Source organism: Nocardia neocaledoniensis, from assembly GCF_029868625.1.
Classification (GTDB): Bacteria; Actinomycetota; Actinomycetes; order Mycobacteriales; family Mycobacteriaceae; genus Nocardia; species Nocardia neocaledoniensis_A.
Window position 1 is genome coordinate 1 of sequence record NZ_JARWOJ010000365.1, and the last position, 24,045, is coordinate 24,045.

The following is a 24,045-nucleotide window of genomic DNA, read 5'->3' on the forward strand; positions in this document are numbered from 1 at the left end:
GCTCGAAGCGTATTTCGGCAGGCTCGTCGACTTCGACTTCACCGCCGCCATGGAAGACGACCTCGACGCGATCGCCGGTGGCCGCGAGCAGCGCGGAAACTGGTTGTCCAGCTTCTACTTCGGTGGCGATCACGGTGCCGATGTCGCGGCCCTCGCCCACCGGGGGACGCTTGGCGCCGCGCGGCTCCCCCCCGCCCGGCGCCCCGCCCGGCGCCGCCGACTGCCGCGGGTCGACCGCGCTGGGCGCACCGGGCTGGTCGGCCCACTTGCCGGTGGTGACGGTGACGGTGCCGTCCGCGCCCCAGCGCGGGCTGTAGGCCACCGAGCACTCGCCCGGCAGCGCGGGCAGTTCGGTGACGGCGTTGGTGCGCACGTCGATCGTCGCGACGTGGCCTGTCCCGCAGGAGGCACTGCGCGCGGTCGACCCGGCCAGCACGAAGGTGTGCCCGTCGGGTCCGGCGGCAGCGGAGAGTTCGGCGTCGAGGCCGGGTACCCGGCCCAGCGGCAGGATGACGTCCGCGCCGATCGCGTACAGGTGCGTCTTCTCCCACCACAGCCCGCGCGACTCCACCCGGGCCAGCAGCAGGTAGTCGTCGGTGGCCGCGACCAGCCGGGCGCCGTCCCACCCGCCGCCGGAGCGCGGGGTCGGCGACTCCGGCAGGTCGACATCGCGGCGCGGTTCCGCGGGCGTGGTACCCGCCAGATCGATCGTCATGATCTGGCCCGGCTCGCGCCACCAGGCGACCACCGCGTCACGCAGGGCCACCGCGTCGGTGCAGTCGCATTCGGTGCGCGTCACCGCGCCGTCGCTCGCCCGCAGCGCCACCAGGGTCTTCGTGTCGGTCTCGACCGCGAACGCGTACCGGCCGTCGCCGGTGAAGTTCACCGCCGCCGAGGAATAGCCGAAACTGCCGGGCGCGCGGACGGTCTCGGTGCCACGCACGACGGCCAGCTCGGCGGCGGTGCGGTAGGCGAAGACGGTGCCCGCGGCACCCGGCTGCTCGGCCGGTGTCATCGCGGGCGGCGCGGTCCGGTCGGTGCCACACCCCGCGACCAGGAACACCGCGCCCAGCGTGGCGAACACCGCGCGCCTGCCCCGCCCCGGCTCGATCGCAACTCCCACAGCTCACCCCTGCACGTGTCGTCGGGCTCGTCTCGCGCAGCAGCCTACTGCGCGTTCGCCGGCGACCGGGGCGACTCACCTACAACTTCCAGGCCGCGTCCAACCTGGTCGCCACGTCGATATTGCGGACGGCCGCGATCTCCGGCTTCCTGATCTCCTGGGCGATGTAGCGGGCGACGAAGCGGCGGATCTCGTGGTCCACGCTGGCCAGTACGCGCAGCAACTGCCCGCGCTTGGTGGCGCTGGCCACGTTCACCCGCACATCACTCGGGCGCGGTTCGGCGATGTCGATGACCACGCGCAACGGGTCGGCGGTGCGCGCGGTCAGATGGAGATGCACGGTGCCGTCCACCTGGAACCGCGACCGGTCCACCGCCAGATCGACCACCAGGTCGACGTGCAGCGGGATGGTGAGTTCGAAGGAGATGTACGCGTCGACGAAACGCAGAATGCGTGGCTGCCCCAGCTCGACCTGCGCCGTCACCTTCGCCAGCCGGCCGGGGCCGACCCCGATCGGGCCGAAATCGAAAGCGGCGCCGGTGAGTTCGCCGAAAGCCGCGGCGATCCGCTGCTCGGATACGGCGTATTCCAGGAAACGCCTGCCGAATTCCTCATAGCTGATGTAAGAAGACTGATCGGGCTCCACTGCCCGCAGAGTACGCGAGCCCGGTGACATCACACGCCGAAACGGCGGTGCCGTGCGGCGTAGTCGCGCAGGGCGCGCAGGAAGTCGACACGCCGGAACTCCGGCCAGTACGCCTCGGTGAACCAGATCTCGGAATAGGCGCTCTGCCACAGCAGGAAACCCGAAAGACGTTGCTCACCAGAGGTTCTGATCACCAGATCGGGGTCGGGCTGACCCGAGGTGTAGAGGTGCTGGCCGATCGCGTCGACGGTGATCGACTGCACCAGGTCCTCACCCGACTCGCCCGCGGCGATCTCCTGGCGCACCAGGGAGCGCACCGCGTCGGTGATCTCCTGCCTGCCGCCGTAGCCCACCGCCACGTTCACGTGCACGCCGTCGCGGCCGCTGGTCCGCTCGGCCGCTGTGCGCAGCCGCTTGGCGATCAGCTCGGGGAAGCCGGCCAGTGAGCCGACGATCCGCACGCTCCAGTTCTGCTCCGGCGCCGACAGCTCCTCCACCACATCGGTGATGACTTCGAACAGGGTCTCGAGCTCGTCGGGATCGCGGCGCAGGTTCTCGGTGGAGAGCAGGTAGACGGTCACCATGTCGATGCCGGCGTCGGCACACCAGCCGACCAGTTCGGCGATCTTCAGCGCGCCGACCCGATGCCCGTGGCTGACATCGGTGAAGCCGTTCTCGCGCGCCCAGCGGCGATTGCCGTCGCACATCACCGCAACGTGGCGGGGATGCTGCTTGTCGGCCAGCTGCTTGGACAGCCTGGCTTCGTAGATGCGATACGGCAGTCCACGCACCCGACCAAAGAACTCCACCCACGCACCCTAGCGCGGTCGCGCTGACGTAACGTGGGGGGCGTAACCTACGGTACCGTAGGTTCTGACCTTGGAGGGTTTCGTGGAGGCTGTCACCGTGGGAATCGGCGAGGCCGTCGGTCTGGGGAAGCCGCGGTTCCGGGGGTGGATCCACACCTGGGCCGTCGGGGTCGCCGCGATCGCGGTGGCCGTGCTCGTCGGAGTGGGGTTCTCGGAATCGGCGACGGCGGGCTGGTCGACGCTGGTGTACGGGGTATCGGTGATCGCGCTGTTCGGCATCAGTGCGGTGTATCACCGGGTCACCTGGCGGAGCGTGCGCGCCAGGGTGCGGATGAAGCGCGCGGATCACTCGATGATCTTCCTGTTCATCGCGGGCAGCTATACCCCCTTCGCGCTGCTCGGGCTCCCGGGTCCGACCGGTCGAACGCTGCTGATCGTGGTGTGGGCAGGCGCGCTGGCGGGGGTGGCGCTGAAGATGCTGTGGCCGACCGCGCCGCGCTGGGTCGGGGTACCGCTGTATCTGCTGCTCGGCTGGGCGATCGTGCCGGTCGCGCCGGAACTGCTGCGCAATGTCGGCGTCTGGCCGATGGTGCTGCTCGCGGTGGGCGGCGTCATCTACAGCGTCGGCGCGATCCTGTACGCGACGAAGTGGCCCAATCCTTGGCCCGAACACTTCGGTCATCACGAGTTCTTCCACGCGGCGACGGTGGTCGCGGCGGTCTGCCACTACATCGCGATCTGGTTCGTACTGCTCGGCTGACCGGCGCGTGCGCGCCCCGGCGTCCGCGCGGCCTTCTATGCTCGATATTCGTGTCACCCGTCAGCGCAGCCAGCGATACCGCGGCGCCTCCGTGCCGCCGGTCGGGGCGCGCGCGGTGAACGCGCTGCTCCGCTGGGCACTGCGCAGCTATTGGGGACTCGCCCTGGTGGTCATCACCGCCAACCTGATCGGGCTCGGCGCCATCTTCCTGGTCGCCTGGGCCGACGGGGTCTTCGGCCGAGTCGGTCCGAACTGGCGCGAAGCCGCGTCGCTGCTCGGCATCTATCCGGCCTTCGCCGTCGGCCTCGGCATCGCCATGGCCATCTACGACCGGCGGCGCTATCTGGGATGGCTCGACGCGGGCCGCAAACCGACGACCGACGAGGCACGTCGGCTGCTCGGCCTGCCCGCCGCCATCACTCTGCGCGCGATCGTGCTGTGGATCCCCGGCATCGCGTTGACGGTGTGGCTGGTCGACCGGTTCACCGACTACGACAACGACGCGGTGGTGATCGCCGGATTCGCCCTCGGCGCCCTGGAATCCGCGGGCACCACCTACCTGATCCTGGACCGCCTCATCCGGCCCGCCGTACCGATCATCACCGCGGTCCTCGGGCCCACCGTGCATCCCACCGCCACCGTGCTCGTGCGCGTGCTGGTCACCTGGGCGGTGTCGGCGGCCCTGCCCGGCCTGATCATCATCGTGGTGCTCAGCGACCGGGCCACCCCCGCCGAGGACCGGGTGCGGGCGGCCTGGATCTTCTCGATCGTCGCCCTGGCCGTCGGCGCGCTCGCCACGGCCCTGCTCGCCCGCTCGGTCGCGACGCCCATGCGGACGATGTACCGGGCGCTGGAACGCATCACCCGCGGTGAGCTCGACGTGCGCGTGCCGGTCGGCAGCGCCAGCGAGATCGGACGGCTGGAACATTCGGTCAACGAGCTCGCGGCGACCCTGCGCGAACAGGCGCACACCGAGGACGTGTTCGGCAGACACGTCGGCTCGACCGTGGCCGAGCGCGCGCTCTCGCGCGGCAGCGATCTCACCGGCGACGTGCGGATCGTCTCGGCACTGTTCGTCGACGTCACCGGGTCGGTGCAGCTGTCGGCCGAGATGGCGCCGGATCAGTTCGTGCACAAGCTGAACCGGTTGCTGGCGACCGTGGTCGCGGCCACCGAGGACAACGGCGGCCTGGTCAACAAGTTCGCCGGCGACGCCGCCCTGTGCATCTTCGGCGCGCCGTCGGCGCTGGCCGACGACGCCACCCCCGCCCTGCGCGCCGCGCGCCGCATCCGTGACGAGGTCGTCGCCACCGGCGAACTCGACGTCGGCATCGGCGTCGCCCGCGGCCAGGTCTTCGCCGGTGACGTGGGCGCCGACACCCGCCTGGAATTCACCGTCATCGGCGACGCGGTCAACGAAGCCGCCCGCCTCACCACGGTCGCCAAGGAGGTGTCCCGCCGAGTCCTGGTCAGCGACACGGTCATCCAGGCGGCGACCGCCTCCGAACGCGCCCACTGGCACCGCCACAAGGACCTGCGCCTGCGCGGCATCCCCGGCCGCACCCGCACCTGGACCGATATCAGGCCGGGCCGCGAACGCTGACGGGTGCGCGGGATCGCCCGGCCGGGCCCGACCGGCGGAGCGTCGGATCAGCTTCGCAGCGCGGTGGCCAGGGCTGTCGGGTCGGTGACCGGGAGGTCGCAGACCGAGCCGCGGCAGACGTAGGCGGCGGGGGCGTCGTCGACCAGGGGGCGGTCGGTGAGGAGGGGGGCGGTGTTCGGGGGACCCGCGAGGACGACGGCGCCGCCGGGGGCGTTGGTGCGGGCGGTGGCGAGCAGTTCGGTGGCGGCGGAGGACTTCTCGGTGGCGGTGATGGCGACCTGGAGCGGGCCGCGGACCGAGGCTTCGGCGACCGCGAGCCAGTGGCCCGCCGTGCGCGGCGCGCGGTCGAGCAGGACGGCGCCGCGGGCGAGGGTCTGGTCGGCGAGTTCGCGGTAGTGGACGGCGCGTTCGGTGTCGGCCACGGCGGACGCGGTGAGCAGGGCCTCGGCCAGGGCGGAGGCGCCGGCCGGGGTGGCGCCGTCGATCGGGTCGCGCGGGCGGGCCACCAGGGTCTCGGCGTCGTCGGCGGTGTCGAACCAGCTGCCCGGTCGTTCAGGATCTTCGAAGTGCTCGATCACGCTGTCCAGCAACACCTGTGCGGCGGCGAGCCAGTCGGCCTCGCCGGTGGCCTGATACAGCGCGAGCAGGCCGGTGGCGAGCCAGGCGTAGTCCTCGAGCACGCCGGGCGGGGCGCCGACCACGCCGTCGAGGGACGCGCGGCGCAGGCGACCGTCGACCAGATGCACATCGAGCAGGAACCGGGCACAGCGCACGGCGGCCGCCACCCACGACGGTTCCTCCAGTGCCGCACCGGCTTCGGCGAGGGCGGTGATCACCATGCCGTTCCAGGCGGTGACCACTTTGTCGTCGCGGGCCGGCTGCGGACGCTGGTCGCGTGTTTCCCGCAGCCGGGTGCGCAGCCGATCGAAGCGGGCCGACTGCTCGACGTCGACCGGGTCGCTGCGGCGGGTGAGCACCGAGGTGCCCTGTTCGAAGTTGCCGCCGGTGCTGACGCCGAAAGCCTCAGCGGCCCAGACGCCGTCGAGCGGACCGAGGTCGCCGATGAGCTCGGAGGGGGTCCACACATAGGTGGCGCCTTCGACGCCGGGACCGCCGGGTTCGAGCTGGGTGTCGGCGTCGAGTGCCGAGGCGAAGGCGCCCTCGGCGGTCGCCAGGTCGGCGAGCAGGAACTCGACGGTTTCGCGGGAGACCCTGTGCGGCAACGATTCCAGCGGTGTCGGCGTAACCCGCCGGGCCAGGTGGGCGTAGGCGCGCAGCAGCAGGGCGTTGTCGTAGAGCATCTTCTCGAAGTGCGGGATCAGCCAGCCCGCGTCGACGGAGTAACGGGCGAAGCCGCCGCGCAGCTGGTCGTAGATGCCGCCGCGGGCCATCGCTTCCGCGGTGCGCTCCACCAGGTCGAACACCGCCTGGTCGCCGGTGCGCTCCCAGTGCCTCAGCAGGCCCTCCAGCATGGCGGAGGGCGGGAACTTCGGCGCCCCGCCGAAACCGCCGTGCTCGCGGTCCTCATCGGCGGCGATCGCCGCTACCGCTCGGTCGAGAAGCTCTGGTACCAACGCGGATTCGGCGTCGGGCAGGCCGGTGGCCTGGCCGCGCAGCGCCTGGGTGACCTGGTCGGCGGCCTGGTCGACATCCGCGCGCCGGGTGGTCCAGGTGTCGGTGATCGCGCTGAGCAACTGCGTGAACGAGGGCATCCCGCCGCGCGGCTGCTTCGGGTAGTAGGTGCCGCAGTAGAACGGCGCGCCGTCGGGGGTGAGGAAGCACGTCATCGGCCATCCGCCCTGGCCGGTCATGGCGACGGTCGCGTTCATGTACACCGCGTCCAGATCGGGCCGTTCCTCCCGATCGACCTTCACACACACGAATCCGGCGTTCATCTGCTCGGCGGTGGCCGCGTCCTCGAACGACTCGTGCGCCATCACATGGCACCAGTGACACGACGCGTACCCCACCGACAGCAGGATCGGCACATCCCGCGCGGCCGCCTCGGCCAGCGCATCGGCGTCCCATTCCCGCCAATGCACCGGATTGTCGGCGTGCTGACGCAGATACGGCGAAGTCGCGCTACCCAACCGGTTCACGCTGCCAGCGTGCCACACCCACCGAGACCACTGCGAGACCCCCACGGCGCGTGCCGAACGGATCAGCCCACCCGCTCCGGCGCGGCCCGCCAGGCGGGTCGGTGGCCGATGGTCACCCAGCGCAGCACCCATTCCGCGGGCCCGTACCGGAACCACCGCAACCACAGTGCGCTCGCACCGAGCTGTGCGACGAAGACGCAGACGGCGACCAGCATGGTCTCACCCGGCGAAAGGCGTCCCGCCGCGGCGAATCCGATGCCGGTGAAGATCAGCAGTCCGATCGCGGATTGCCCGAGGTAGTTGGTCAGGGCCATGCGTCCCGCCGGGGCGAGTACCGCGCGCAGCCAGGCGGTGCGTGGGCTGTGCATCAACCTCAGCAGGGTCGCGACATACGCCGCGGCGAGCAGCGGGGCGGTGGCCACGCCGGCGGCGACGGCGAGCGGGTGCCCGTTCCCGCCGCCGAAGGCGTACAGCAGCCCGCCCGTGAGACCCACCGGGAAGCCGATCCACTGGATTCGGCGCAGGATCGGTTCGTCGCCGGTGACCCGCGCCAGCAGCCGCTGGCGCCCCGCGACCATGCCGAGCAGGAACATCGCGAGCGCGGTCGGCCCCTGCATGCTGACGGCCTGCAGGATCAGCAGGCCGAGGCCGCCGAGATTGTGGCCGATGACCTCGCCCCAGCCGCCGAGCATCGCCGTGGTGGACCGCTCGGCGTTCGCCCGCGCCTCCTCCGCCGCGGGCAGCACGGCCGACGCGTCGAGGAACAACCCGCTCAGCACCAGACCGAGCAGCACGACGCCGTACAAGGCGGCGGCCACCCGCAGGGCGGTGCGGTCCCGGCAGCCGCGCATCCAGAACAGGACCAGACAGGCCAGCGCGTAGGTCGTCAGGATGTCGCCGCCGTAGAGGAACACGATGTGCAGCGCGCCGAGGACGAACAGACCGGCGACGCGCCGCAGCATGCGCGGTTCGAACGCCGCCCCGGCCGCGGCGGCCGAGGTCATCTGCAGGGTGAAGCTGTAGCCGAAAAGGAACGAGAACAGCACGTAGAACTTCATGTCGACCAGGACCGACGACGCCCCGCGCACGATGTCGTCGACGGTCGAGGTGAAGGCCGGGTCGATCACCAGATTCCCCGGATAGCCAGAGGCCATGAAGGTGATGTTGACGAGAAGGATCCCGAGCAACGCGAAGCCGCGTAACGCGTCCACGTCGTGCAGTCGGGCCCCTGGAACCACCAGCTGATCGGTCATGCCGTTACCCATCTCTACCTGCGAGAACAATTACTATCCTAGGGATAGTATCTCACAGACATTAAATAGGGCGATAGTATTCCGCCGAACCGTGAGGAGGGAGTGACCGTGACAGCCGACGAGGCGGTGCCCACCGACCTGGGCAGGCTCTGGCGGATCCCCGCTTCCGCCCGGCTCGGGCGACCCGCCGAACTCGACATCGACACCGTCGTCCGCACGGCCGTCGAGCTGGCCGACCGGAGTGGCCTCGACGAGGTGACTCTGCCCAAAGTCGCCGCGGCCCTCGGCTTCACGAAGATGGCGCTCTACCGCTATGTGGGCTCGAAGAACGAACTGTTCGAGCTGATGTCCGATCTCGCGCTCGGTCCGGCACCGGAGATCACCAACGAACCCGGCCGATGGCGCGAGGGGCTGCGCCGGTGGGCCGACGCACTACGGGCCGGCTTCGCCGAGCACCCCTGGGTACCGCAGCTGCCGATCACCGGACCGCCGCGCGGGCCCAACGCGATCGGCTGGCTCGACGCCGGACTGCGCCCCCTCGCGACGACCGGCCTGGACTGGGGCACCAAGCTGGGCATCGTGATGCTGGTGAGCATCCATGTGCGGCAATCGAGTCTGCTCACCCAGCAGCTGACCGACGGCAGGCAGGGCACCGGCCTGGACGAGGCACAGGTCAACGCGAACTACGGCCGGGCACTGACCCGACTGGTCGATCCGGGGCGCTTCCCCGAGGTCGCCCAGCTGCTGGCCGCTCCGGTGTTCCAGGCGCCGCCGGAGACCCCGGACGACTCCGACTACGCCTTCGGCCTGGAACTCCTCCTCAACGGCGTCGCCGCCGAGATCGCCGCGACGGCGTAGTACCGCCGCACGAAAAGTCTTGCCGCACGCGAAATCAGCCTGATTCCAACCATGTCCGGCGCTGCCTCCGGTCCGTATATCTGTACCCCGGAATACACGCGCCGCACCGTGGCGCGGTTCGGCTGAGGGGGCGCAGTGACCGTGGGACAGGAGACGGGCGAGGCGTCGACAGCGACGCAGCGGGCCGTCGTCACCGCCGCGTGCGGCGCCGTGGTGGCCGCGCAGATGGCGACGACGATCTACCTCCCCGCCATGCCCGCGCTCGGCGCCGACATCGGCGCCGACGAGGGCGTGCTGCAACTGTCGGTGGCGGTGTTCGTGGTGTTCGCGGCGCTGCCGGTCGTCGCGTGGGGCAGGGCCGCAGAGCGGTTCGGGCGCGTCCCGGCGTTCGTCGCGGCGGGCGCGCTGTTCGTCCTGGCCAGCGCGGCCCTGGCGTTCATCACCAACGCGCCGGAACTGCTCGGGCTGCGGGTGGCACAGGCGATCGGAGCGGGTGGCATCGCCGTCGTCGGGCGGGTGATGGTCAAGGACCTCTTCGCCGGGGCGGACCTCGCGCGCCAGCTCGCGCTGTTGTCGATGGCCTTCGTCGTCGCGCTCGGCGGGGGGCAGGTGATCGGCGGCATCGTCACCTCGACGGTCGGCTGGCGCTACGGATTCGCCGTACTCGCCGTGCTCGCCGCGATCCCGGTGCTGTTCGCGCTGCGCATCGCACTACCGAAACCACCACCGGCACAGCGGATCCCGGCCCGTCAGTTCCTCGGCGACCGGGTGTTTCGCACCAGCGCGGTGGCGGGCGGGATCGGGTTCGCGATCGTGGTGCTGATCCAGCAGAAGTCCGCGTTCGTGTTCGCCGGTGTCTTCGCGCTGCCGCCCTGGGTCTTCGGCCTGTTCGGGGTGCTCTACGGCGCCGCGTACCTCGGCGGCGCGACCTACGTGCGCCGCTCGGTGCGGCGGGTGGGCGCGCGGGCCATGATGCGCCACGGCGCCTGGATCATGGTGGCCGGTTGCGCGCTGATCGCCGCCGCCTGGGTGGTCGAGCTGCCCAGGGCGCTCGCGCTGCCGCTGTTCCTCGCCGGATACATCACCACGACCTTCGGCCAGGCGACGCTGTTCCCCAACAGCGCCGCGCACGCCGTCAGCCATCTCACCGCGGGCGCCGCGATCGCGGTCTCCTGGTGCGCGCTGATCCAGCAGGGCCTGGCCGGCATCGCCTCGCTGGCCGGTCCCGCGCTGTCCGGGCTGCTCGCCTGGTCGCTCGTCCTCACCCTGCTCGCCGCCGTGAACGTCGCGCTCGTGCGGGCTCCCGAATCCACTCCCTGACGTACCTCGCCAGCAAAGGAACAACGCCAGTGGTCAGTCATCACTTCGCCAATATCCGTAGGCAGCTGCACACGAGTAACACCTTCTGGGACGACAGCACCGCGCACGGACTGGTCGACATCGTCGCGACCGACATGCGCGACGGCACGGTGCACGACCGCGACGGCCGCGCCATCGTCAACTTCTCCTCGTACTCCTATCTCGGTCTCGACAGCGATCCGCGCATCGTCGCCGGCGCGCACCGCGGCCTCGACGAGACCGCGACCCTCAATTCCTCCATCTCCCGCATGCGCATTCGGCTCAGCCTGCTCGAGGAGGCCGAGCAGCGGCTGACGCAGACCTTCGACGCCAGCGCTGTCACCGTGTCCTCCTGCGCGGCGGCGGCCTGGGCGACCCTGCCGCTGCTGGCCTCCGGCGAACTCACCGGCGGGCAGGCCCCGCTGATGGTGTTCGACAAGAACGCGCACTTCTGCCTGAACGCGATGAAGCCGCTGGTCGCCGACGAGACCGAGCTGGTCACCATCGCGCACAACGACATCGAGGCCCTGGAAGAGCTGTGCCGCAAGCACCCCGTGGTCGCCTATGTCGCCGACGGCGTCTACAGCACGGGCGGCGGCGCACCGCTGGCCGAACTGCACCGTCTCCAGGACACCTACGGGCTGTTCCTGTATTTCGATGAGGCACACGGCATCTCGACGCTCGGTCGCCGCGGGCGCGGCTACGTGCTCGGCGCCTACCAGGGTTGGCGGGAGCGCACCCTCGTGATCGCCTCGCTCAACAAGGGATTCGGCGCCAGCGGTGGCGTGATCTTCTTCGGCGCGGCCGACGACGATTCCCGCAAGGCGACCCTGCTGCGCACCAGCGGGCCACTGATGTGGTCGCAGCGGGTGAACACCGCGGGCCTCGGCGCGATCGTCGCCGCCTGCGACCTGCACGACGACGGCACCGTCGACCGGCTGCAAGCGGAGCTGCGCGAACGGGTCCGGCTGTTCGACTCGCTGGTCGACACGGCGCTGGCCGGGGACGGGCTGCCGATCCGGTTCGTCGAGCTCGGCCGCGAGGACGTCACCGTCGCGGTGGCCCGCGACATGCTCGACGCCGGGTTCTACACCTCCCCGATCTTCTTCCCGATCATCCGCCGCGGCAGCGCGGGCCTGCGCCTGATGCTGCGCGCCGACCTCGATCCCGACACCATCCGCCGGTTCGCCGACACCCTCGCCGCGAGCCTGGCCGCGCACCGCGAGGAGCTGCCGGTATGACCGTCACCATCGAGAACACCCTCGGTTTCGAGGCCCAGCGCGCCCTGCTGCGCGAGCACACGGCCGGGATCGTCACCTCGCGCCGTCGGCCCGACGACGCGAAACTGTCCGTGCGCGAACGGGTCGACCGGGTGCTCGATCCGGGTACGCCGTTCCTGGAGATCGGCAGGCTGGCCGCGCACGAGGTGTACGACACCGATCTGCCCGCCGCGGCGCTGGTCGTCGGCATCGGCGCCGTCCACGGCAGGCCGTGCATGATCTTCGCCAACGATCCGCACGTCAAGGGCGGCACCTACTACCCGCTCACCATCAAGAAGCAGCTGCGCGGGCAGAAGCTGGCGCGCGAATACCGGTTGCCGTGCGTGTATCTCGCCGACTCCGGCGGCATCTATCTGCCGTTGCAGGAGGAGATCTTCCCGGACGAGGAACACCTCGGGAAGATGTTCCGCAATATCGCCGAGATGTCGGCGATGGGTCTGCCGCAGATCTCGGCCGTGCTGGGCATCTGCACCGCGGGCGGGGCCTACATCCCGGCGATGAGCGACGAGACGGTGATGGTGCAGGGGCTGAGCACCGTGTTCCTCGGCGGCCCGCAGCTGGTGGAGGCCGCGACCGGCGTGCGCGTCGACGCGCAGACGCTCGGCGGCGCCGACCTGCACGTGCGGGAGACGGCGGTGGCCGATCACCTCGCGGTCAACGAGGCCGAGGCGCTGGCGATGGTCCGCGACATCATCGCCCGCACCCCCGGCGACGCGGTCCAGCCGCCCGCCTTCGCCGCCATCGAGCCCGCCGACGATCCGGCCCGCCTGCCCAGCCTGATCCCCGCGACCACCAAGAAGGAGATGGACGTCCGGGCGATCCTGCGCTGCGTCGTCGACGCGGGCTCCTGGGTCGAGTACCGCCGCGACTACGGCATCACCATCGTGTGCGCCACCGCGCGGATCGCCGGGTACGAGGTGGGGATCATCGCCAACCAGGGCGTGATCTTCCCCGACAGCGCGCTCAAGGCCACCAACTTCATCCAGATCTGCGATCAGCGCCGCATCCCACTGTTGTTCGTGCACAACGTGAGTGGGTTCATGGTCGGTGAGCAGTACGAGCGGGCGGGGATCGCCAAGCACGGGGCCAAGATGGTCAACGCCGTGTCCTGCGCGAGCGTGCCCAAGATCTCGCTGGTGATCGGCGGCAGCTTCGGCGCCGCCAACTTCGCGATGTCGGGGCGGTCGATGGGCGGACAGTTCATGGCGATGTGGCCCAACGCTCGCTCCACCGGTGTCGGCGGCGAACAGGCGGCCGCAGTGATGGCGATCCTCAAGCGCGACCGGTTGCGCCGCGAAGGCAAGGAACTCAGCGCCGCCGACGAGGCCGCCATCAAGCAGCCGATCATCGACAGCTTCGAACGCCAGTCGCTGCCCACCTACATCGCCGCGCGCATGTGGATCGACGCGGTGGTCGAACCCGAGGACACGCGCGACTGGCTGGCCCGCTGCCTGTCGCTGTCGCACGAGCGCTGGGACCGGACCGCGCCGGCCGCCGCGAAGTTCGGGGTGTTCCGGCTGTGATCGCGCGTCTGCTCATCGCGAACCGGGGCGAGGTCGCCGCCCGGATCGCGCGCACCTGCGACCGGCTCGGCATCGAGTACGTGACCGTGAGCGTCGCGGAAGACCGTGAACTCACCTATCACGCCGCGGCGGTGTCGACGGTCGAGCTGCCCGCCGGCGGCCACCTCGACGCGACGGCACTGATCCGCGCAGCCACCGAAACCGGTTGCGACGCAGTGCATCCCGGTTATGGATTCCTCTCCGAGAACGCGGAATTCGCGCGTGCCGTGCGGGCTGCCGGACTGGTGTTCGTCGGACCGAGTTCCCGGGTGATCGAATCGATGGCCGACAAGGCCTCGGCCCGCCGGGTGATGGCCGAGGCCGGGGTGCCCGTGCTGCCCGGCACCACGCACGCCAGCGACGACATCGACGCGCTGGTCGAGGCGGCGGCCACCATCGGCTACCCGCTGATCGTCAAGCCCGCAGGGGGTGGTGGCGGCAAGGGCATGTCGGTGCTTTACTCCCCCAACGGTTTACGCGAGGCACTTGCCTCCGCCTCGCGGACCGCGATCGCCGCCTTCGCCGACGGCCGCTTGCACCTGGAACGCTATGTGGAGCACGCGCGCCACATCGAGGTGCAGGTGTTCGGTGACGAATTCGGCGGTGCCGTGCATCTTTTCGATCGCGACTGCTCGCTGCAACGACGGCACCAGAAGGTGATCGAGGAGGCTCCGGCCCCGCGCATCCCCGAGCCGGTGCGCGCGGCGATGTCCGGTGCGGCGGTGCAGGGCACGAAGGCCCTGCAGTACGTGGGTGCCGGGACCTTCGAGTTCCTGCTCGTCGGCGACGAGTTCTTCTTCATCGAGATGAACACCCGTCTCCAGGTGGAACATACGGTCACCGAGGAGATCACCGGCGTCGACCTGGTGGAGTGGCAGGTGCGGGTCGCCGCGGGGGAACCGCTGCCCGCCGAGCAGGCGGACATCACGTACTCGGGCGCTTCGGTGCAGGTCAGGATGTATGCCGAGGACCCGTTCCGGTCGTTCCTACCGTGCCCCGGTGAGCTCGAGGTGACGCACTGGCCGGCTGTGCGCGTCGAGCGAGCCTTCACCCGAAGCCTGCGGGTGACAGGCGGTTTCGACCCGATGATCGCCAAGCTCGTCGCTACCGGTGCCACCAGGGACGAGGCACTGGCCTCGGCCCGACGGGCGAGCCTGGACCTGCGCTGGACCGGCATCTCGACGAATCTCGGCTTCGCCGCCAGGGTCCTCGCCGCCCCGATCGTCGCGGCGGCCGAGCACGACACGGCCTACCTGGACCGCCTCGACCCCGTCGCCGAGTTCGGCGATCCCGATGCGGTCGCCGCCCTCGCGGTGGCCGGTGCGCTCAGCGCCGCGGATCGGACCACGCCGTGGTCGGCGGGCGCGCCGGGTGGCGATCGCGCCTGGCTCGATCCCGCCGGCGGTGACCTCGGCGGCATCGACCTGACCGTCGACGGACGGCCCTTCACCGTGCGGGTGAGCGGCTACGACGGCGACACCGTGCTGCTCCGGGTCGACTCCGATGCCGCGCCGGTCCCGGTGACGCGTGGGGAGGTGGCGGCTCCGCATTCCCACCCCGCCTCGTCCGTGCTGGCCGTCGGGGGAACAACCGACGCGCCCGCGCATTCCCACAGGACTCACGCGGACCGCGCGACCGGTGGCCGCGACTCGACCCGCTGTGTGGTCACCAGGCAGGGCGCGGGCTGGGAATGCCAGGTCGCCGGCGTCACCCGGGAGGTGCGCTACGCGGAGTACCGCGCGCTCGGCGGTACCTCGGCCGACCCCGAGATCCGTTCGCCCATGCCGGGAACGCTCGTCCGACTGCTCGTCGAGTCGGGTGCACCGGTCGAGGAAGGACAGCTGCTCGGCGTGGTGGAGGCCATGAAGCTCGAGCACGAACTCACGGCCTCGCACGCCGGAATCGTCACGGTGAACGCCGCGGAGGGCGCGGTGGTCACCACGGATCAACCATTGTTTCTCATCGAGGAGAGGGGCGCCGCGCTGTGATGCGGACACGCCGACTACTGACAGCACTGGTCGCGGCGACGGCCGTGCTGGTGACCGCGTGCAGCGGAACCGACACCGCCGCACGCGAATCCGCGCAACCGGTCAGCGGTGGTTCGCTGACCTGGGGTGTGGAGACCGAGCCGACAACGCTCAACCCCCACCTCAACGGGCAGAGCAACACCCACCTGATGCTGCGCAACGTCTTCGAGTCGCTGCTGGCCCGCACCACCGACGGCGGTTTCGTCGCCTGGCTGGCCACCGGCCACGAGATCTCCCCCGACGGTCTCACCTACACCTTCCCCCTGCGCGAGGGCGTGCAGTTCACCGACGGCTCCCCGCTCACCGCGAGCGCCGTGGCGCGCAACTTCACCACGATGCAGGACGTGTCCTACTCCGGTGGCTGGTCGGCCGGACCGCTGTCGCACCTGGCCGCGGTGACCGCCCGCGACGAGCGCACCGTGGTGTTCACCCTGAAGGACCCGTACGCCCCGTTCCTCGACTTCGCCGCCGGGTTCCCCATCATCTCCCCGGCCGCGTGGGACAAGCCGCAGCTCAAGGCCGGCGGCCCGGAGATCGCCGGCACCGGGCCGTTCATCCTCGACCGCTACGTGAAGGGTCAGGAACTGCACTTCCGCAAGAACCCGGACTACAACTGGGCGCCGCAGAACGCCAAGCACCAGGGCCCCGCCTACCTCGACGAGGTGACCTACCGGTTCCTGCCCGAGTCGTCGGTGCGCACCGGTGCGCTCACCTCCGGACAGGTCGACCTGATCGAAGGTGTGTCCGGCAACGACGCCTCGCTGTTCCGCGACAACCCCGACTTCACCTACGCGACCGCGCTGAACAACGGCAGCCCGTACACGCTGTACTGGAACTCGACCTTCGGGCCGACCACCGATGAGCGAGTTCGCAAGGCGCTCAACAATTCCGTCGACGTGAACGCGGTGCTGGAATCGATCTATCGCGGCCAGCGCACCCGCGGCTGGGGCATCGCCTCCAGCGTCGACACGCTGTTCTACGACAAGAGTGTCGAAGGCGCCTACGGCGCCGACAAGGCCGCCGCCAACCGGCTGCTCGACGAGGCCGGGTGGACGGCGAAGGATGCCGACGGCTACCGGACCAAGGACGGTCAGCGGCTGACCATCGAGCTGGTGCAGGCACAGTCGACGCTGCGCGATCAGCGCGAGGTGCTGTTGCAGGCGGTGCAGGCACAGGCCAAGCAGAACGCGGGTATCGACCTGAAGCTGTCGTATGTGGATCTGGGCACCTACAGCGAGCTGCGCAAGAAGAACGCCTTCGGCTCGATCGCCAACTCCGACACCATCACCGGTGGCATCGACATCGAGAACCACTGGTACCCGCCGACGCCGCTCGGCACGCTCAACTACAGCCGCGCCACCGATCCCGAACTGTCCGCATGGCTGAAGGCCGCCGCCTCGACCACCGACAATGCCGAGCGGGCGAAGCAGTACGGGCGGTTGCAACGGTTCGCACTCGTCGACAAGGCCTACGGGCTGCCGCTCTACATCCCCGAGAACCAGATCGCCACCGGCGCCCACGTGTACGGCGCGGGATACCGCCCGTACAAGCAGCTTCCGGAGAACGCCTACGACATCTGGGTCGATCGTGGATAAGGGGCTTTCCCGTCAGCGGGCCCGGCTCGACCGTCAGCGGGGCGAGCTCGAACATCACCAGGCTGGGTTCGACCCTCGGCAGGCCGGGTTCGACCCTCGGCAGGCCGGTCTCGACCGTCACCAGGCCGGGCTGGGCCCTCGGCGGGCTGGGCACGACCGTCGGCGGACCGGGCTCGTGCCGGTGTGCGGTCGTGCGCGAGGGTCCGGCTATGGACGCCGTGTCGACGGGGTCCGCCGCGGTGGCCGGGCCACCGGGGCGAGGTCTGCCGTGGGCGGATGTACGGGATCGGTGCGGTCGTGACGGCCGAAGCGCTGGCACCGGAAGCTACGGCACCGGTCGACACCGCCGTGCGTGCTGCGCGGGCCGGCACCGTCGCCCGGGTCGCGCTGCGGGTGCTCACCGGAGTCGGTGTCCTGTGGGGCGCGATCACGCTGTCGTTTCTCGGCGTGCGGCTGGCGCCGGGTGACACGGTCGACGTGTTGCTCGGTGAGCAGCCGCGCACGCCGGAGGTGGAGGCCGCCATCCGCGCGGAGTGGGGACTCGACAGCCCGGCGATCGTGCAGTACCTCCGCTACCTGTGGAACGTGGCGCAGGGCGATTTCGGGCGGTCGTATGTGTTGCAGCGGCCGGTGGCGGAGGTCATCGGTTCGCAGGCCGGTCCAACGCTCGCGCTCACCGGTGCCGCACTGCTCGTCGCGGTGGTGTTCGCCGTCGTGGTGGCGACGACCACCGCGCGACGTCGCCGGGCCCGGGCGGTCGCCAATGCCGTCGAGCTGGCGCTGGTCTCGACACCGGCGTTTTGGCTCGGCATCGTGCTGCTCTCGGTGTTCAGCTTCCAGCTGAAGATCTTTCCGGTGGCGGCGAACAAGGGGCTCGCCGCCCTGGTGCTGCCCGCGCTCGCCCTCGGCCTCTCACTCGGCGCGGTGATCTCGCAAGTCTTGCGCGACGGGCTCGAGCGGGCCCTCGACGAACCGTTCGCGGTGACGGTGCGCTCCTGGTCGGTGAGCGAGACCCAGCTGCGCGCGCGGCACGGCTTACGCCACGCCGCCCTGCCCGCCGTCACCCTGACCGGCTGGCTCGTCGGCGGACTGCTGGGCGGGGCGGTGATCATCGAGGAAGTCTTCGGCCGCCCCGGGTTGGGTCGCATCACCGTGGAAGCGGTACTGGCCCAGGACCTTCCGGTCGTGCTGGCGGTGGCGATCCTGTCGGCGTTCGTCTACGTGGTGATCAGTACCGCCGTCGACCTGCTGTACCTGGTTCTCGATCCCCGGCTGCGTCGTGACTCCGCAGGAGGTGATGGCTCGTGATCGCCTCGATTGCTCACGAGATCGACACGTGCACCTCACTTCTCGCCGCCGCGCGCCCACCGGTAGCCCGGCCGTGCGCACGGCAGTCCGCGAGCAGAGGGTGGACGGGCTCGGCTGCGGGCGTGACGAGCCTGCGCATGAAACCGCCGGGCTTCGGTGCGGGCGACACCGCCGAGCGGAGATCCTCCGGTGATCGAGGGGACCGGCGCGCTCGCCAGATCTCCGGAGGTGCGTCATGACGGCAGCGCTTTCGCTCCGAGCCCGGATCGCCGACCAGGCGAACGGTTTCGGTATCACGCCCGGCGTCGCTGTCGCCGGGTTGACGATCGGGCTGGTCGCGATCGCGGTGGTCGCGCCAGGCGTGCTCGCCGGAACCGATCCGCTCGCGGCCGATCCACTCGCCGCCCAGCTCCCACCGAGCGTCCAGCACTGGTTCGGCACCGATCATCTGGGGCGCGACGTGTTCAGCCGGGTCGTGCACGGCGCGCGGTATTCGCTGCTCATCGGAGTCACAGCGGTCGCGCTCGCGGTCGTGGCCGGCTCCGTCCTCGGGCTGCTGGCCGGGCTGGCGCGCGGGCGACTCGACGAGCTGATCACCCGGCTCCTCGATGTCGTCTCCTCGTTCCCCGACCTGCTGCTGGCGCTGGTGCTGATCTCGTTCACCGGGCCCGGCACCACCAATCTGATCTTCGCGCTCGGCATCGCCTCGATCCCCCGGTTCGCGCGGGTGGTGCGCGCGCAGACGCTTGTCGTCCAGGAGTCCGGATATGTCGAACAGGCACGGACTTTCGGCCTCACCAGGACGACGCTGGTGTGGCGGCACGTCCTGCCGCACGCGGTGGCGCAGGTCCCCATCCTGGCGACCATCGGCCTCGGCACCGCGATCCTCGGCGCGGCGGGCCTGAGCTTCCTCGGCATGGGACCGCAACCGCCGGAACCGGAATGGGGCGCGATGCTCGCCGAGGGGCGCAACTATCTGCGCAATGCCTGGTGGATCGGCGTCCTGCCCGGCGTGGCGGTGACGGCGACGGTGATCGCGGTGAGCTCGCTGGGACGGCATTGGCAACGGCACTACGACGGAAGGCCCTCGGTATGAGCCTGATCGCGATCGAGAATCTGCGGATCGGGTTTTCCGCGAAAGGTGCTGTCCACGACGTGGTTCACGGCATCGATCTGCGAATCGAGCCCGGCGAGGCGGTCGCCCTGGTCGGCGAGTCGGGTTCGGGCAAGTCGGTGACGGCGCGCACCTTGGTCGGCCTCGCGGGGTCGGGCGCGCGCGTCGGCGCCGACAGATTCGAGCTGTTCGGCCAGGACGCGCGCGGCCACCGGGAGCGGCAGTGGCGGCGGATACGCGGTGGCGCCATCGGATTCGTGCTCCAGGACGCTCTCGTGTCGCTCGACCCGCTCGGTTCGGTGGGCGCGCAGCTGGCCGAGGTCCAGCGCGCGGTCACCGGTCGGGCGAGCACCGCCCGCAGTGTCGAACTGCTCACCGCCGTCGGTGTTCCCGAGCCGGAGCGGCGCCTGCGCCAGTACCCGCACGAACTGTCCGGCGGACTCCGCCAGCGGGTGCTCATCGCGACGGCCATCGCGGGCGACCCCGACCTGATCATCGCCGACGAGCCGACCACCGCCCTCGATGTGACTGTGCAGCAGCAGATCCTGGACCTGCTGCGCGCCCGCAAAGCCGCGGGCACCGCGCTGCTGCTGATCAGCCACGATCTGGCGGTGGTCGCCGAGGTGGCAGACCGGGTGCTGGTGATGCGCGCGGGTGAGGTGGTCGAACAGGGCCACACCCTCGAGGTGCTCACCCGGCCGACCCATCCGTACACGAAGAAGCTGCTCGCGGCGGTGCCGTCGGCCTCCTCGCGAGGATCCAGGCTCTCGGTTCCCGCCGAACCGTCGTCTACCGATCAGCCGGCACGAACCGAACCACCCGCAGCCACCGAACCAGCAGACCGTCCACAGGTGCCCCCGCGGGCGGTGGATGCGAGCCGCGTGGTGCTCTCGGTGCGGGACCTGCGCAAGACCTACGGTTCGGGTCAGGCGGCGCGCACCGTCGTCGACGAGGTCGACTTCGATCTGTTCGCGGGCGAAACCCTCGGCATCGTCGGCGAATCCGGATCGGGCAAGACCACGACCGCGCGGCTGGCACTGCGGTTGGTGGCGCCGACTTCCGGTCGCGTCATCGTCGACGGCAAGCCGTGGAGCGAGCTGTCCGAGCGCGACCTGCGTCCCCTGCGCGGCGCGGCGCAGCTCATCGCGCAGGACCCGCTCAGCTCGTTCGATCCGCGCTACACCGTCGAGCGGGTCATCGGCGAGAGCCTGGACACCGTCGACGTGCGTGGCGCGGCGCGCGCGAAACGGGTGCGGGAGATCCTCGACGCCGTCGGCCTCGCTCGCGACGTCCTCGACCGGCACCCCCGCACCCTCTCCGGTGGGCAGCGGCAACGTGTCGCCATCGCTCGCGCGCTGGCACCCGGTCCCGCGCTCCTCGTCGCCGACGAACCGGTCTCCGCCCTCGATGTGTCGGTCCAGGCCCAGATCCTCGACCTGCTCGCCGACCTCCGCGCCGACTTCGGCACCGCCCTGCTGCTCATCTCCCACGACCTGGGCGTCGTCCAGCATCTCGCCGATCGCGTCCTGGTGATGAAGGACGGTCGCGTCGTCGAATCCGGCGAGGTGGACACCGTGCTGCGCACCCCCGAGCACGAATACACGCGCCGCCTGATCGCCTCGGTGCCGCGCCTGCCCGAGTCGGTCGATGGTGCGTGATCGCCCCGCCTCGATCCGGTGATGCGGCGATGGGTCAGGACTTGGATCGCGAACGCCCCAGTGCCCGTAGCCCCATCGAGCCCGCGGCGACCACTACGGCGGCCGCCGCGACGAACACGATCTGCGTCCGGTCCAGCGTGCCGTCCCCGGCCACCAGATAGCCCGCGATATTGATCAGCCAATGCCCGATCGACGCGACCAGTACCCGCTGCCAGAAGCTCCCGGTGCCCAGGTAGCCGAGCACCACAGCGAACGCCAGCGTCGCAACGAAGAAGCAGACGGCGATCACCAGGCCTGCCGTGAAGGCCTGCACATGCCACAACGCCCAGCCCGCCCCGGTCGCCGACACCGCGGCGACCTTCGCCATGCGCGATTCCAGCATCGGCTGCATCAGTCCCCGCCACCCGATCTCCTCGCCACCCGCTCCGACGAACTGCAGCACCAGGAATACCGCGAAAGGCACAGCGCCGACCGCCGCGGGGCCGACGGTGGCGGTGCCCGCCACGACCCCGGCGAGCGTGATCAGCGACCAGTACGTCACGCACACCGCGACGATCGCCGCGAGGTTCACCCCCACCCGCCGCACGGAGACCGCTGCCGGTAACACCCCCGCGATCGTTCGCCGGCACATCAGCCACGTCACCAGGCCGCCCATCGCCGGACCGAATTGGACCAGCGACAACGCCGCGGGGTCGATGCCGGAATGCGGCTGCACCGCAAGGAGAATCGCCGAAGCGAGCAGCGTGGCAAGCGCATACACGCACAGGGCGAACCACACCCGCGCGGCCGTCGGTGGCCGCACCGCGGCGACTCGGCCGGGCGCGGGGCTGTCGGTGGAATCCGCCGGTCCCACCCTGCCCGCGTACGCCCGTCCGGACTCGGTCGCGTTCGTGTCAGCCGTACTCACCCGTCCACTGTGGCCGCGTGACACCACCCCACGCATCCCCCTGAGGTCCCGTACAGACCTTGTACCGCAGTATCATTGACGGTTGCACGGACGCTGAGCCACTGCTCCGTTCACAGCGCGACCACCTCGAGCATGCTCTCCAGTCCCTTGAAGTCCGCGGCGTTGCGGGTGTAGAGGGGGAGGGAGTTGGCCGAGGCGACCGCGGCGATGAGCAGGTCCATCCGACGAGGTCGGGGGTCGCGCTTCGCGGCGATGGTGAGCGCGACCAGTGTGCCGTATCGAGTCGCCGCGGCTTCGTCGAACGGCAGCGGGTCGAACTCGACGATCGCGGCGCCGAGTTGCTCCGAGCGCTCCGCACGGCTCACCGGGTCCTTCGCCATCGCGACGCCCTGGTTCAGCTCGGCGAGCGTGATCGCCGTGATCTCCGGAGTTTCCGGCAGGGCTCCCGGATCGAGCGAGCCGAGGTCGAGATAGGTGCAGGTGTCGAGCACGCCCGCGGGATGCCTGGTGCTCACCGGCCGCCCCACGGGTCCTCGTCACCGATTCGGTCCTCGGACCCGAAGAAGTCGTCGGCTTCCTGTCGCATCTCCACGTAGTCCACGCGCGGCAGGGCGCGATGCCGGGCGACCAGTTCCTCCGCGCTCCGGCGCCGACGTCGGCTGAGAGGCCGCACTTCGGCGATCTCGACGCCATTGCGGGTCACCCGGATGGTCTCGCCTGCCTCCACCGCATCCATGACCGCCGCGGAGTTGTTCCGCAGCTCACGTTGGCTGATCTGCCTCATAAACCGAGTGTAGCCCGCTGCGCTACGGCGGGCTACATCGTGCGTCAGGCCCGATCGAAGTGGTTATCGGTCCAGGTGAGGAGGGTGTCGAGGCCGGATTCGAGAATGGCTCGGTGGTCGGCGTCGGCGTATTCGTCGGTGCGGTAGTCCACCGGAGTGCCCGCGGCGCGGAGCTGGGCGACCATGGCGTCGGTGCCCTCGGGAACCACGATGACATCCCGCCTGCCCTGGATGACCAGCAGCGGCAAGCCGGAGCGGACGGCGGTCGGCTCGTTCGCGTCGAGGACGGCGCGGATGCCGGACAGGTCGCCGGTCGGCGTGACCACCTCGTGCACACCGATGCCGGTCCACTGCTCACGGGTGGACAGGGCCGGAATGCAGTTGTCGTCCACGAGCTTCAGCTTCTCGACGGCCTGGGGAGTCAGGAAGGCGGCGGGATCGAATCCGCCCGCCGTCTCGGCGCCCGCGATCACCAGCGGGGCGAACGGCAGCGCCGCCCGGCGCTCGGTCATGTCGGCGGCGGGGCCGACCGCCGCGGCCGAGCGCAACAGCGCCAGTCGCGACCCGTTGTTGTTGGCGGGGGCCAGCGCGGCCGCGCCGACCAGTTGCAGCTCCGGCGTCCAGGCCGGCCCGATCGCATTGGTGAAGATCGCGGCCTGGCCACCCTGGGAATGACCGATGGTGGCCCACCTGGTGCCGATGCTCGGCGCGAGTTCGCGCGCGGCGCGGGCCATGTCGGCGACCGCCCTCGCCTGGGCTTCGCCGATGAGATAGCTGTGTCTGCCCGGGGTGCCGAGGCCTTGGTAGTCGGTCATGGCGACGGCGTATCCGGCGTCGAGCAGACGCTGCTGGACCACCCGGGTGCGCGCGATGTAGGCGTGCGCGGGGTAGTTCTCGTCGGTGTCGCGCGAGGGGGCACAGGCGTCGGCGATGCCGGTGGTCCCGTGGGCCCAGGAGATGAGCGGCCAGCCGCCGGCGGGCGCCTCGCCACGCGGCACGGCGACCACGCCCGACACCGCGACCGTCTCGCCCTTCGGGTCGACCGAGCGGTACAGCACCAGGTGGTTGTCGGCGTTCGCCAGGCCGGGGATGCCGGACAGCGGCCGCGACCAGATCACCGAACCGTGTTCGCCCGTGATCGTGTCGGCCGCGGGTGTGTAGAAGTCGAGTCCGGCCGGTGCCTGCGGCGCGGCGACAGGGTCGGCGGAGGAGCAGCCGAGCAGCAGGGAACCGGCGGCGAGCAGCGCCGCGGCGCCGAGAATCGCGGGGGGTGAGGTCTTCGTGGGAAACATGGCTCTGTCGTACTCGCGGCCGGAAGCCA

General features: G+C 70.6%; 20 protein-coding genes. 11 read left to right on the forward strand and 9 right to left on the reverse strand.

What is annotated here, in order from left to right:
- The 3 genes from QH270_RS28285 to QH270_RS28295 all read right to left on the reverse strand — a co-directional run.
- Nucleotides 1–1,123 (reverse strand): hypothetical protein (locus QH270_RS28285; RefSeq protein WP_280347089.1); only part of this gene is annotated, 1,123 nt, incomplete at its 3' end.
- Between the two features lie 79 nt (nucleotides 1,124–1,202).
- Nucleotides 1,203–1,799: a hypothetical protein gene (locus tag QH270_RS28290; protein ID WP_280347115.1), complete on the reverse strand. Its 597-nt coding sequence runs from the start codon at nucleotides 1,797–1,799 to the stop codon at nucleotides 1,203–1,205.
- Nucleotides 1,799–2,578 (reverse strand): isoprenyl transferase, encoded by a 780-nt coding sequence (locus QH270_RS28295; protein ID WP_110036690.1) that lies wholly within the window; start codon nucleotides 2,576–2,578, stop codon nucleotides 1,799–1,801. Before QH270_RS28295 ends, QH270_RS28290 begins: the two co-directional genes overlap by 1 nt.
- A gap of 82 nt (nucleotides 2,579–2,660) precedes the next feature.
- On the opposite strand from QH270_RS28295, the gene trhA reads away from it, so the two are divergent.
- Both trhA and QH270_RS28305 read left to right on the forward strand, forming a co-directional pair.
- Nucleotides 2,661–3,338 carry a PAQR family membrane homeostasis protein TrhA gene (gene trhA / locus QH270_RS28300; RefSeq protein ID WP_280347090.1) on the forward strand — a complete coding sequence of 226 codons (678 nt, stop codon included), beginning with the start codon at nucleotides 2,661–2,663 and terminating at the stop codon, nucleotides 3,336–3,338.
- 37 nt (nucleotides 3,339–3,375) lie between these two features.
- Complete coding sequence (locus tag QH270_RS28305; protein WP_280347091.1) at nucleotides 3,376–4,941, forward strand: adenylate/guanylate cyclase domain-containing protein; 1,566 nt, start codon at nucleotides 3,376–3,378, stop codon at nucleotides 4,939–4,941.
- Between the two features lie 47 nt (nucleotides 4,942–4,988).
- Here QH270_RS28305 and QH270_RS28310 read toward each other — a convergent pair whose 3' ends face one another.
- Nucleotides 4,989–7,040, reverse strand: coding sequence for a thioredoxin domain-containing protein (locus QH270_RS28310; protein ID WP_280347092.1), 2,052 nt, complete (start codon nucleotides 7,038–7,040; stop codon nucleotides 4,989–4,991).
- A gap of 62 nt (nucleotides 7,041–7,102) precedes the next feature.
- Entirely contained in the window at nucleotides 7,103–8,323 is a 1,221-nt protein-coding gene (locus QH270_RS28315) for a DUF418 domain-containing protein (protein WP_280347093.1), read from the reverse strand.
- A gap of 78 nt (nucleotides 8,324–8,401) precedes the next feature.
- On the opposite strand from QH270_RS28315, the gene QH270_RS28320 reads away from it, so the two are divergent.
- The 9 genes from QH270_RS28320 (at nucleotide 8,402) to QH270_RS28360 (ending at nucleotide 21,033) form a co-directional block, all read left to right on the forward strand.
- The gene (locus QH270_RS28320) at nucleotides 8,402–9,151 is read left to right on the forward strand and encodes a TetR/AcrR family transcriptional regulator (RefSeq protein ID WP_280347094.1); all 750 of its coding nucleotides are present in this window, start codon (nucleotides 8,402–8,404) and stop codon (nucleotides 9,149–9,151) included.
- 135 nt (nucleotides 9,152–9,286) lie between these two features.
- The gene (locus QH270_RS28325) at nucleotides 9,287–10,471 is read left to right on the forward strand and encodes an MFS transporter (protein ID WP_280347095.1); all 1,185 of its coding nucleotides are present in this window, start codon (nucleotides 9,287–9,289) and stop codon (nucleotides 10,469–10,471) included.
- Nucleotides 10,472–10,500: 29 nt separating this feature from the next.
- Nucleotides 10,501–11,730 (forward strand): aminotransferase class I/II-fold pyridoxal phosphate-dependent enzyme, encoded by a 1,230-nt coding sequence (locus QH270_RS28330; protein ID WP_280347096.1) that lies wholly within the window; start codon nucleotides 10,501–10,503, stop codon nucleotides 11,728–11,730.
- Nucleotides 11,727–13,292, forward strand: coding sequence for a carboxyl transferase domain-containing protein (locus QH270_RS28335; RefSeq protein WP_280347097.1), 1,566 nt, complete (start codon nucleotides 11,727–11,729; stop codon nucleotides 13,290–13,292). Before QH270_RS28330 ends, QH270_RS28335 begins: the two co-directional genes overlap by 4 nt.
- A complete protein-coding gene (locus QH270_RS28340; RefSeq protein ID WP_280347098.1) occupies nucleotides 13,289–15,319 on the forward strand; it encodes an acetyl/propionyl/methylcrotonyl-CoA carboxylase subunit alpha in 2,031 nt (676 codons plus the stop codon). The genes QH270_RS28335 and QH270_RS28340 overlap by 4 nt, the downstream gene beginning before the upstream one ends.
- On the forward strand, nucleotides 15,319–16,953 hold the full coding sequence (locus QH270_RS28345) for an ABC transporter substrate-binding protein (protein ID WP_280347117.1): 1,635 nt from the start codon (nucleotides 15,319–15,321) through the stop codon (nucleotides 16,951–16,953). Before QH270_RS28340 ends, QH270_RS28345 begins: the two co-directional genes overlap by 1 nt.
- Before the next feature lie 276 nt (nucleotides 16,954–17,229).
- A complete protein-coding gene (locus tag QH270_RS28350) occupies nucleotides 17,230–18,261 on the forward strand; it encodes an ABC transporter permease (RefSeq protein WP_280347099.1) in 1,032 nt (343 codons plus the stop codon).
- 235 nt (nucleotides 18,262–18,496) lie between these two features.
- A complete protein-coding gene (locus QH270_RS28355) occupies nucleotides 18,497–19,357 on the forward strand; it encodes an ABC transporter permease (RefSeq protein ID WP_280347100.1) in 861 nt (286 codons plus the stop codon).
- A complete protein-coding gene (locus tag QH270_RS28360; protein ID WP_280347101.1) occupies nucleotides 19,354–21,033 on the forward strand; it encodes an ABC transporter ATP-binding protein in 1,680 nt (559 codons plus the stop codon). Before QH270_RS28355 ends, QH270_RS28360 begins: the two co-directional genes overlap by 4 nt.
- A gap of 34 nt (nucleotides 21,034–21,067) precedes the next feature.
- Here QH270_RS28360 and QH270_RS28365 read toward each other — a convergent pair whose 3' ends face one another.
- The 4 genes from QH270_RS28365 to QH270_RS28380 all read right to left on the reverse strand — a co-directional run bounded on the left by QH270_RS28365 (nucleotide 21,068) and on the right by QH270_RS28380 (nucleotide 24,016).
- Nucleotides 21,068–21,940, reverse strand: a complete 873-nt coding sequence (locus QH270_RS28365; RefSeq protein WP_280347102.1) for a type II CAAX endopeptidase family protein — start codon at nucleotides 21,938–21,940, stop codon at nucleotides 21,068–21,070.
- A gap of 110 nt (nucleotides 21,941–22,050) precedes the next feature.
- On the reverse strand, nucleotides 22,051–22,455 hold the full coding sequence (locus QH270_RS28370) for a type II toxin-antitoxin system VapC family toxin (protein ID WP_280347103.1): 405 nt from the start codon (nucleotides 22,453–22,455) through the stop codon (nucleotides 22,051–22,053).
- Entirely contained in the window at nucleotides 22,452–22,724 is a 273-nt protein-coding gene (locus tag QH270_RS28375) for a type II toxin-antitoxin system Phd/YefM family antitoxin (RefSeq protein ID WP_280347104.1), read from the reverse strand. The genes QH270_RS28370 and QH270_RS28375 overlap by 4 nt, the downstream gene beginning before the upstream one ends.
- A gap of 44 nt (nucleotides 22,725–22,768) precedes the next feature.
- The gene (locus tag QH270_RS28380) at nucleotides 22,769–24,016 is read right to left on the reverse strand and encodes an alpha/beta hydrolase (RefSeq protein WP_280347105.1); all 1,248 of its coding nucleotides are present in this window, start codon (nucleotides 24,014–24,016) and stop codon (nucleotides 22,769–22,771) included.
- Nucleotides 24,017–24,045 lie beyond the last annotated feature (29 nt).

What these genes read in the sequence shown, in the direction of transcription:
- QH270_RS28290 (WP_280347115.1), bottom strand. Translation starts at nt 1,799, where the DNA reads ATGTCACCGGGCTCGCGTACTCTGCGGGCAGTGGAGCCCGATCAGTCT.
- QH270_RS28305 (WP_280347091.1), top strand. Translation starts at nt 3,376, where the DNA reads ATGCTCGATATTCGTGTCACCCGTCAGCGCAGCCAGCGATACCGCGGC.
- QH270_RS28335 (WP_280347097.1), top strand. Translation starts at nt 11,727, where the DNA reads ATGACCGTCACCATCGAGAACACCCTCGGTTTCGAGGCCCAGCGCGCC.
- QH270_RS28345 (WP_280347117.1), top strand. Translation starts at nt 15,319, where the DNA reads ATGCGGACACGCCGACTACTGACAGCACTGGTCGCGGCGACGGCCGTG.
- QH270_RS28350 (WP_280347099.1), top strand. Translation starts at nt 17,230, where the DNA reads ATGTACGGGATCGGTGCGGTCGTGACGGCCGAAGCGCTGGCACCGGAA.
- QH270_RS28355 (WP_280347100.1), top strand. Translation starts at nt 18,497, where the DNA reads ATGACGGCAGCGCTTTCGCTCCGAGCCCGGATCGCCGACCAGGCGAAC.
- QH270_RS28360 (WP_280347101.1), top strand. Translation starts at nt 19,354, where the DNA reads ATGAGCCTGATCGCGATCGAGAATCTGCGGATCGGGTTTTCCGCGAAA.
- QH270_RS28375 (WP_280347104.1), bottom strand. Translation starts at nt 22,724, where the DNA reads ATGAGGCAGATCAGCCAACGTGAGCTGCGGAACAACTCCGCGGCGGTC.
- QH270_RS28380 (WP_280347105.1), bottom strand. Translation starts at nt 24,016, where the DNA reads ATGTTTCCCACGAAGACCTCACCCCCCGCGATTCTCGGCGCCGCGGCG.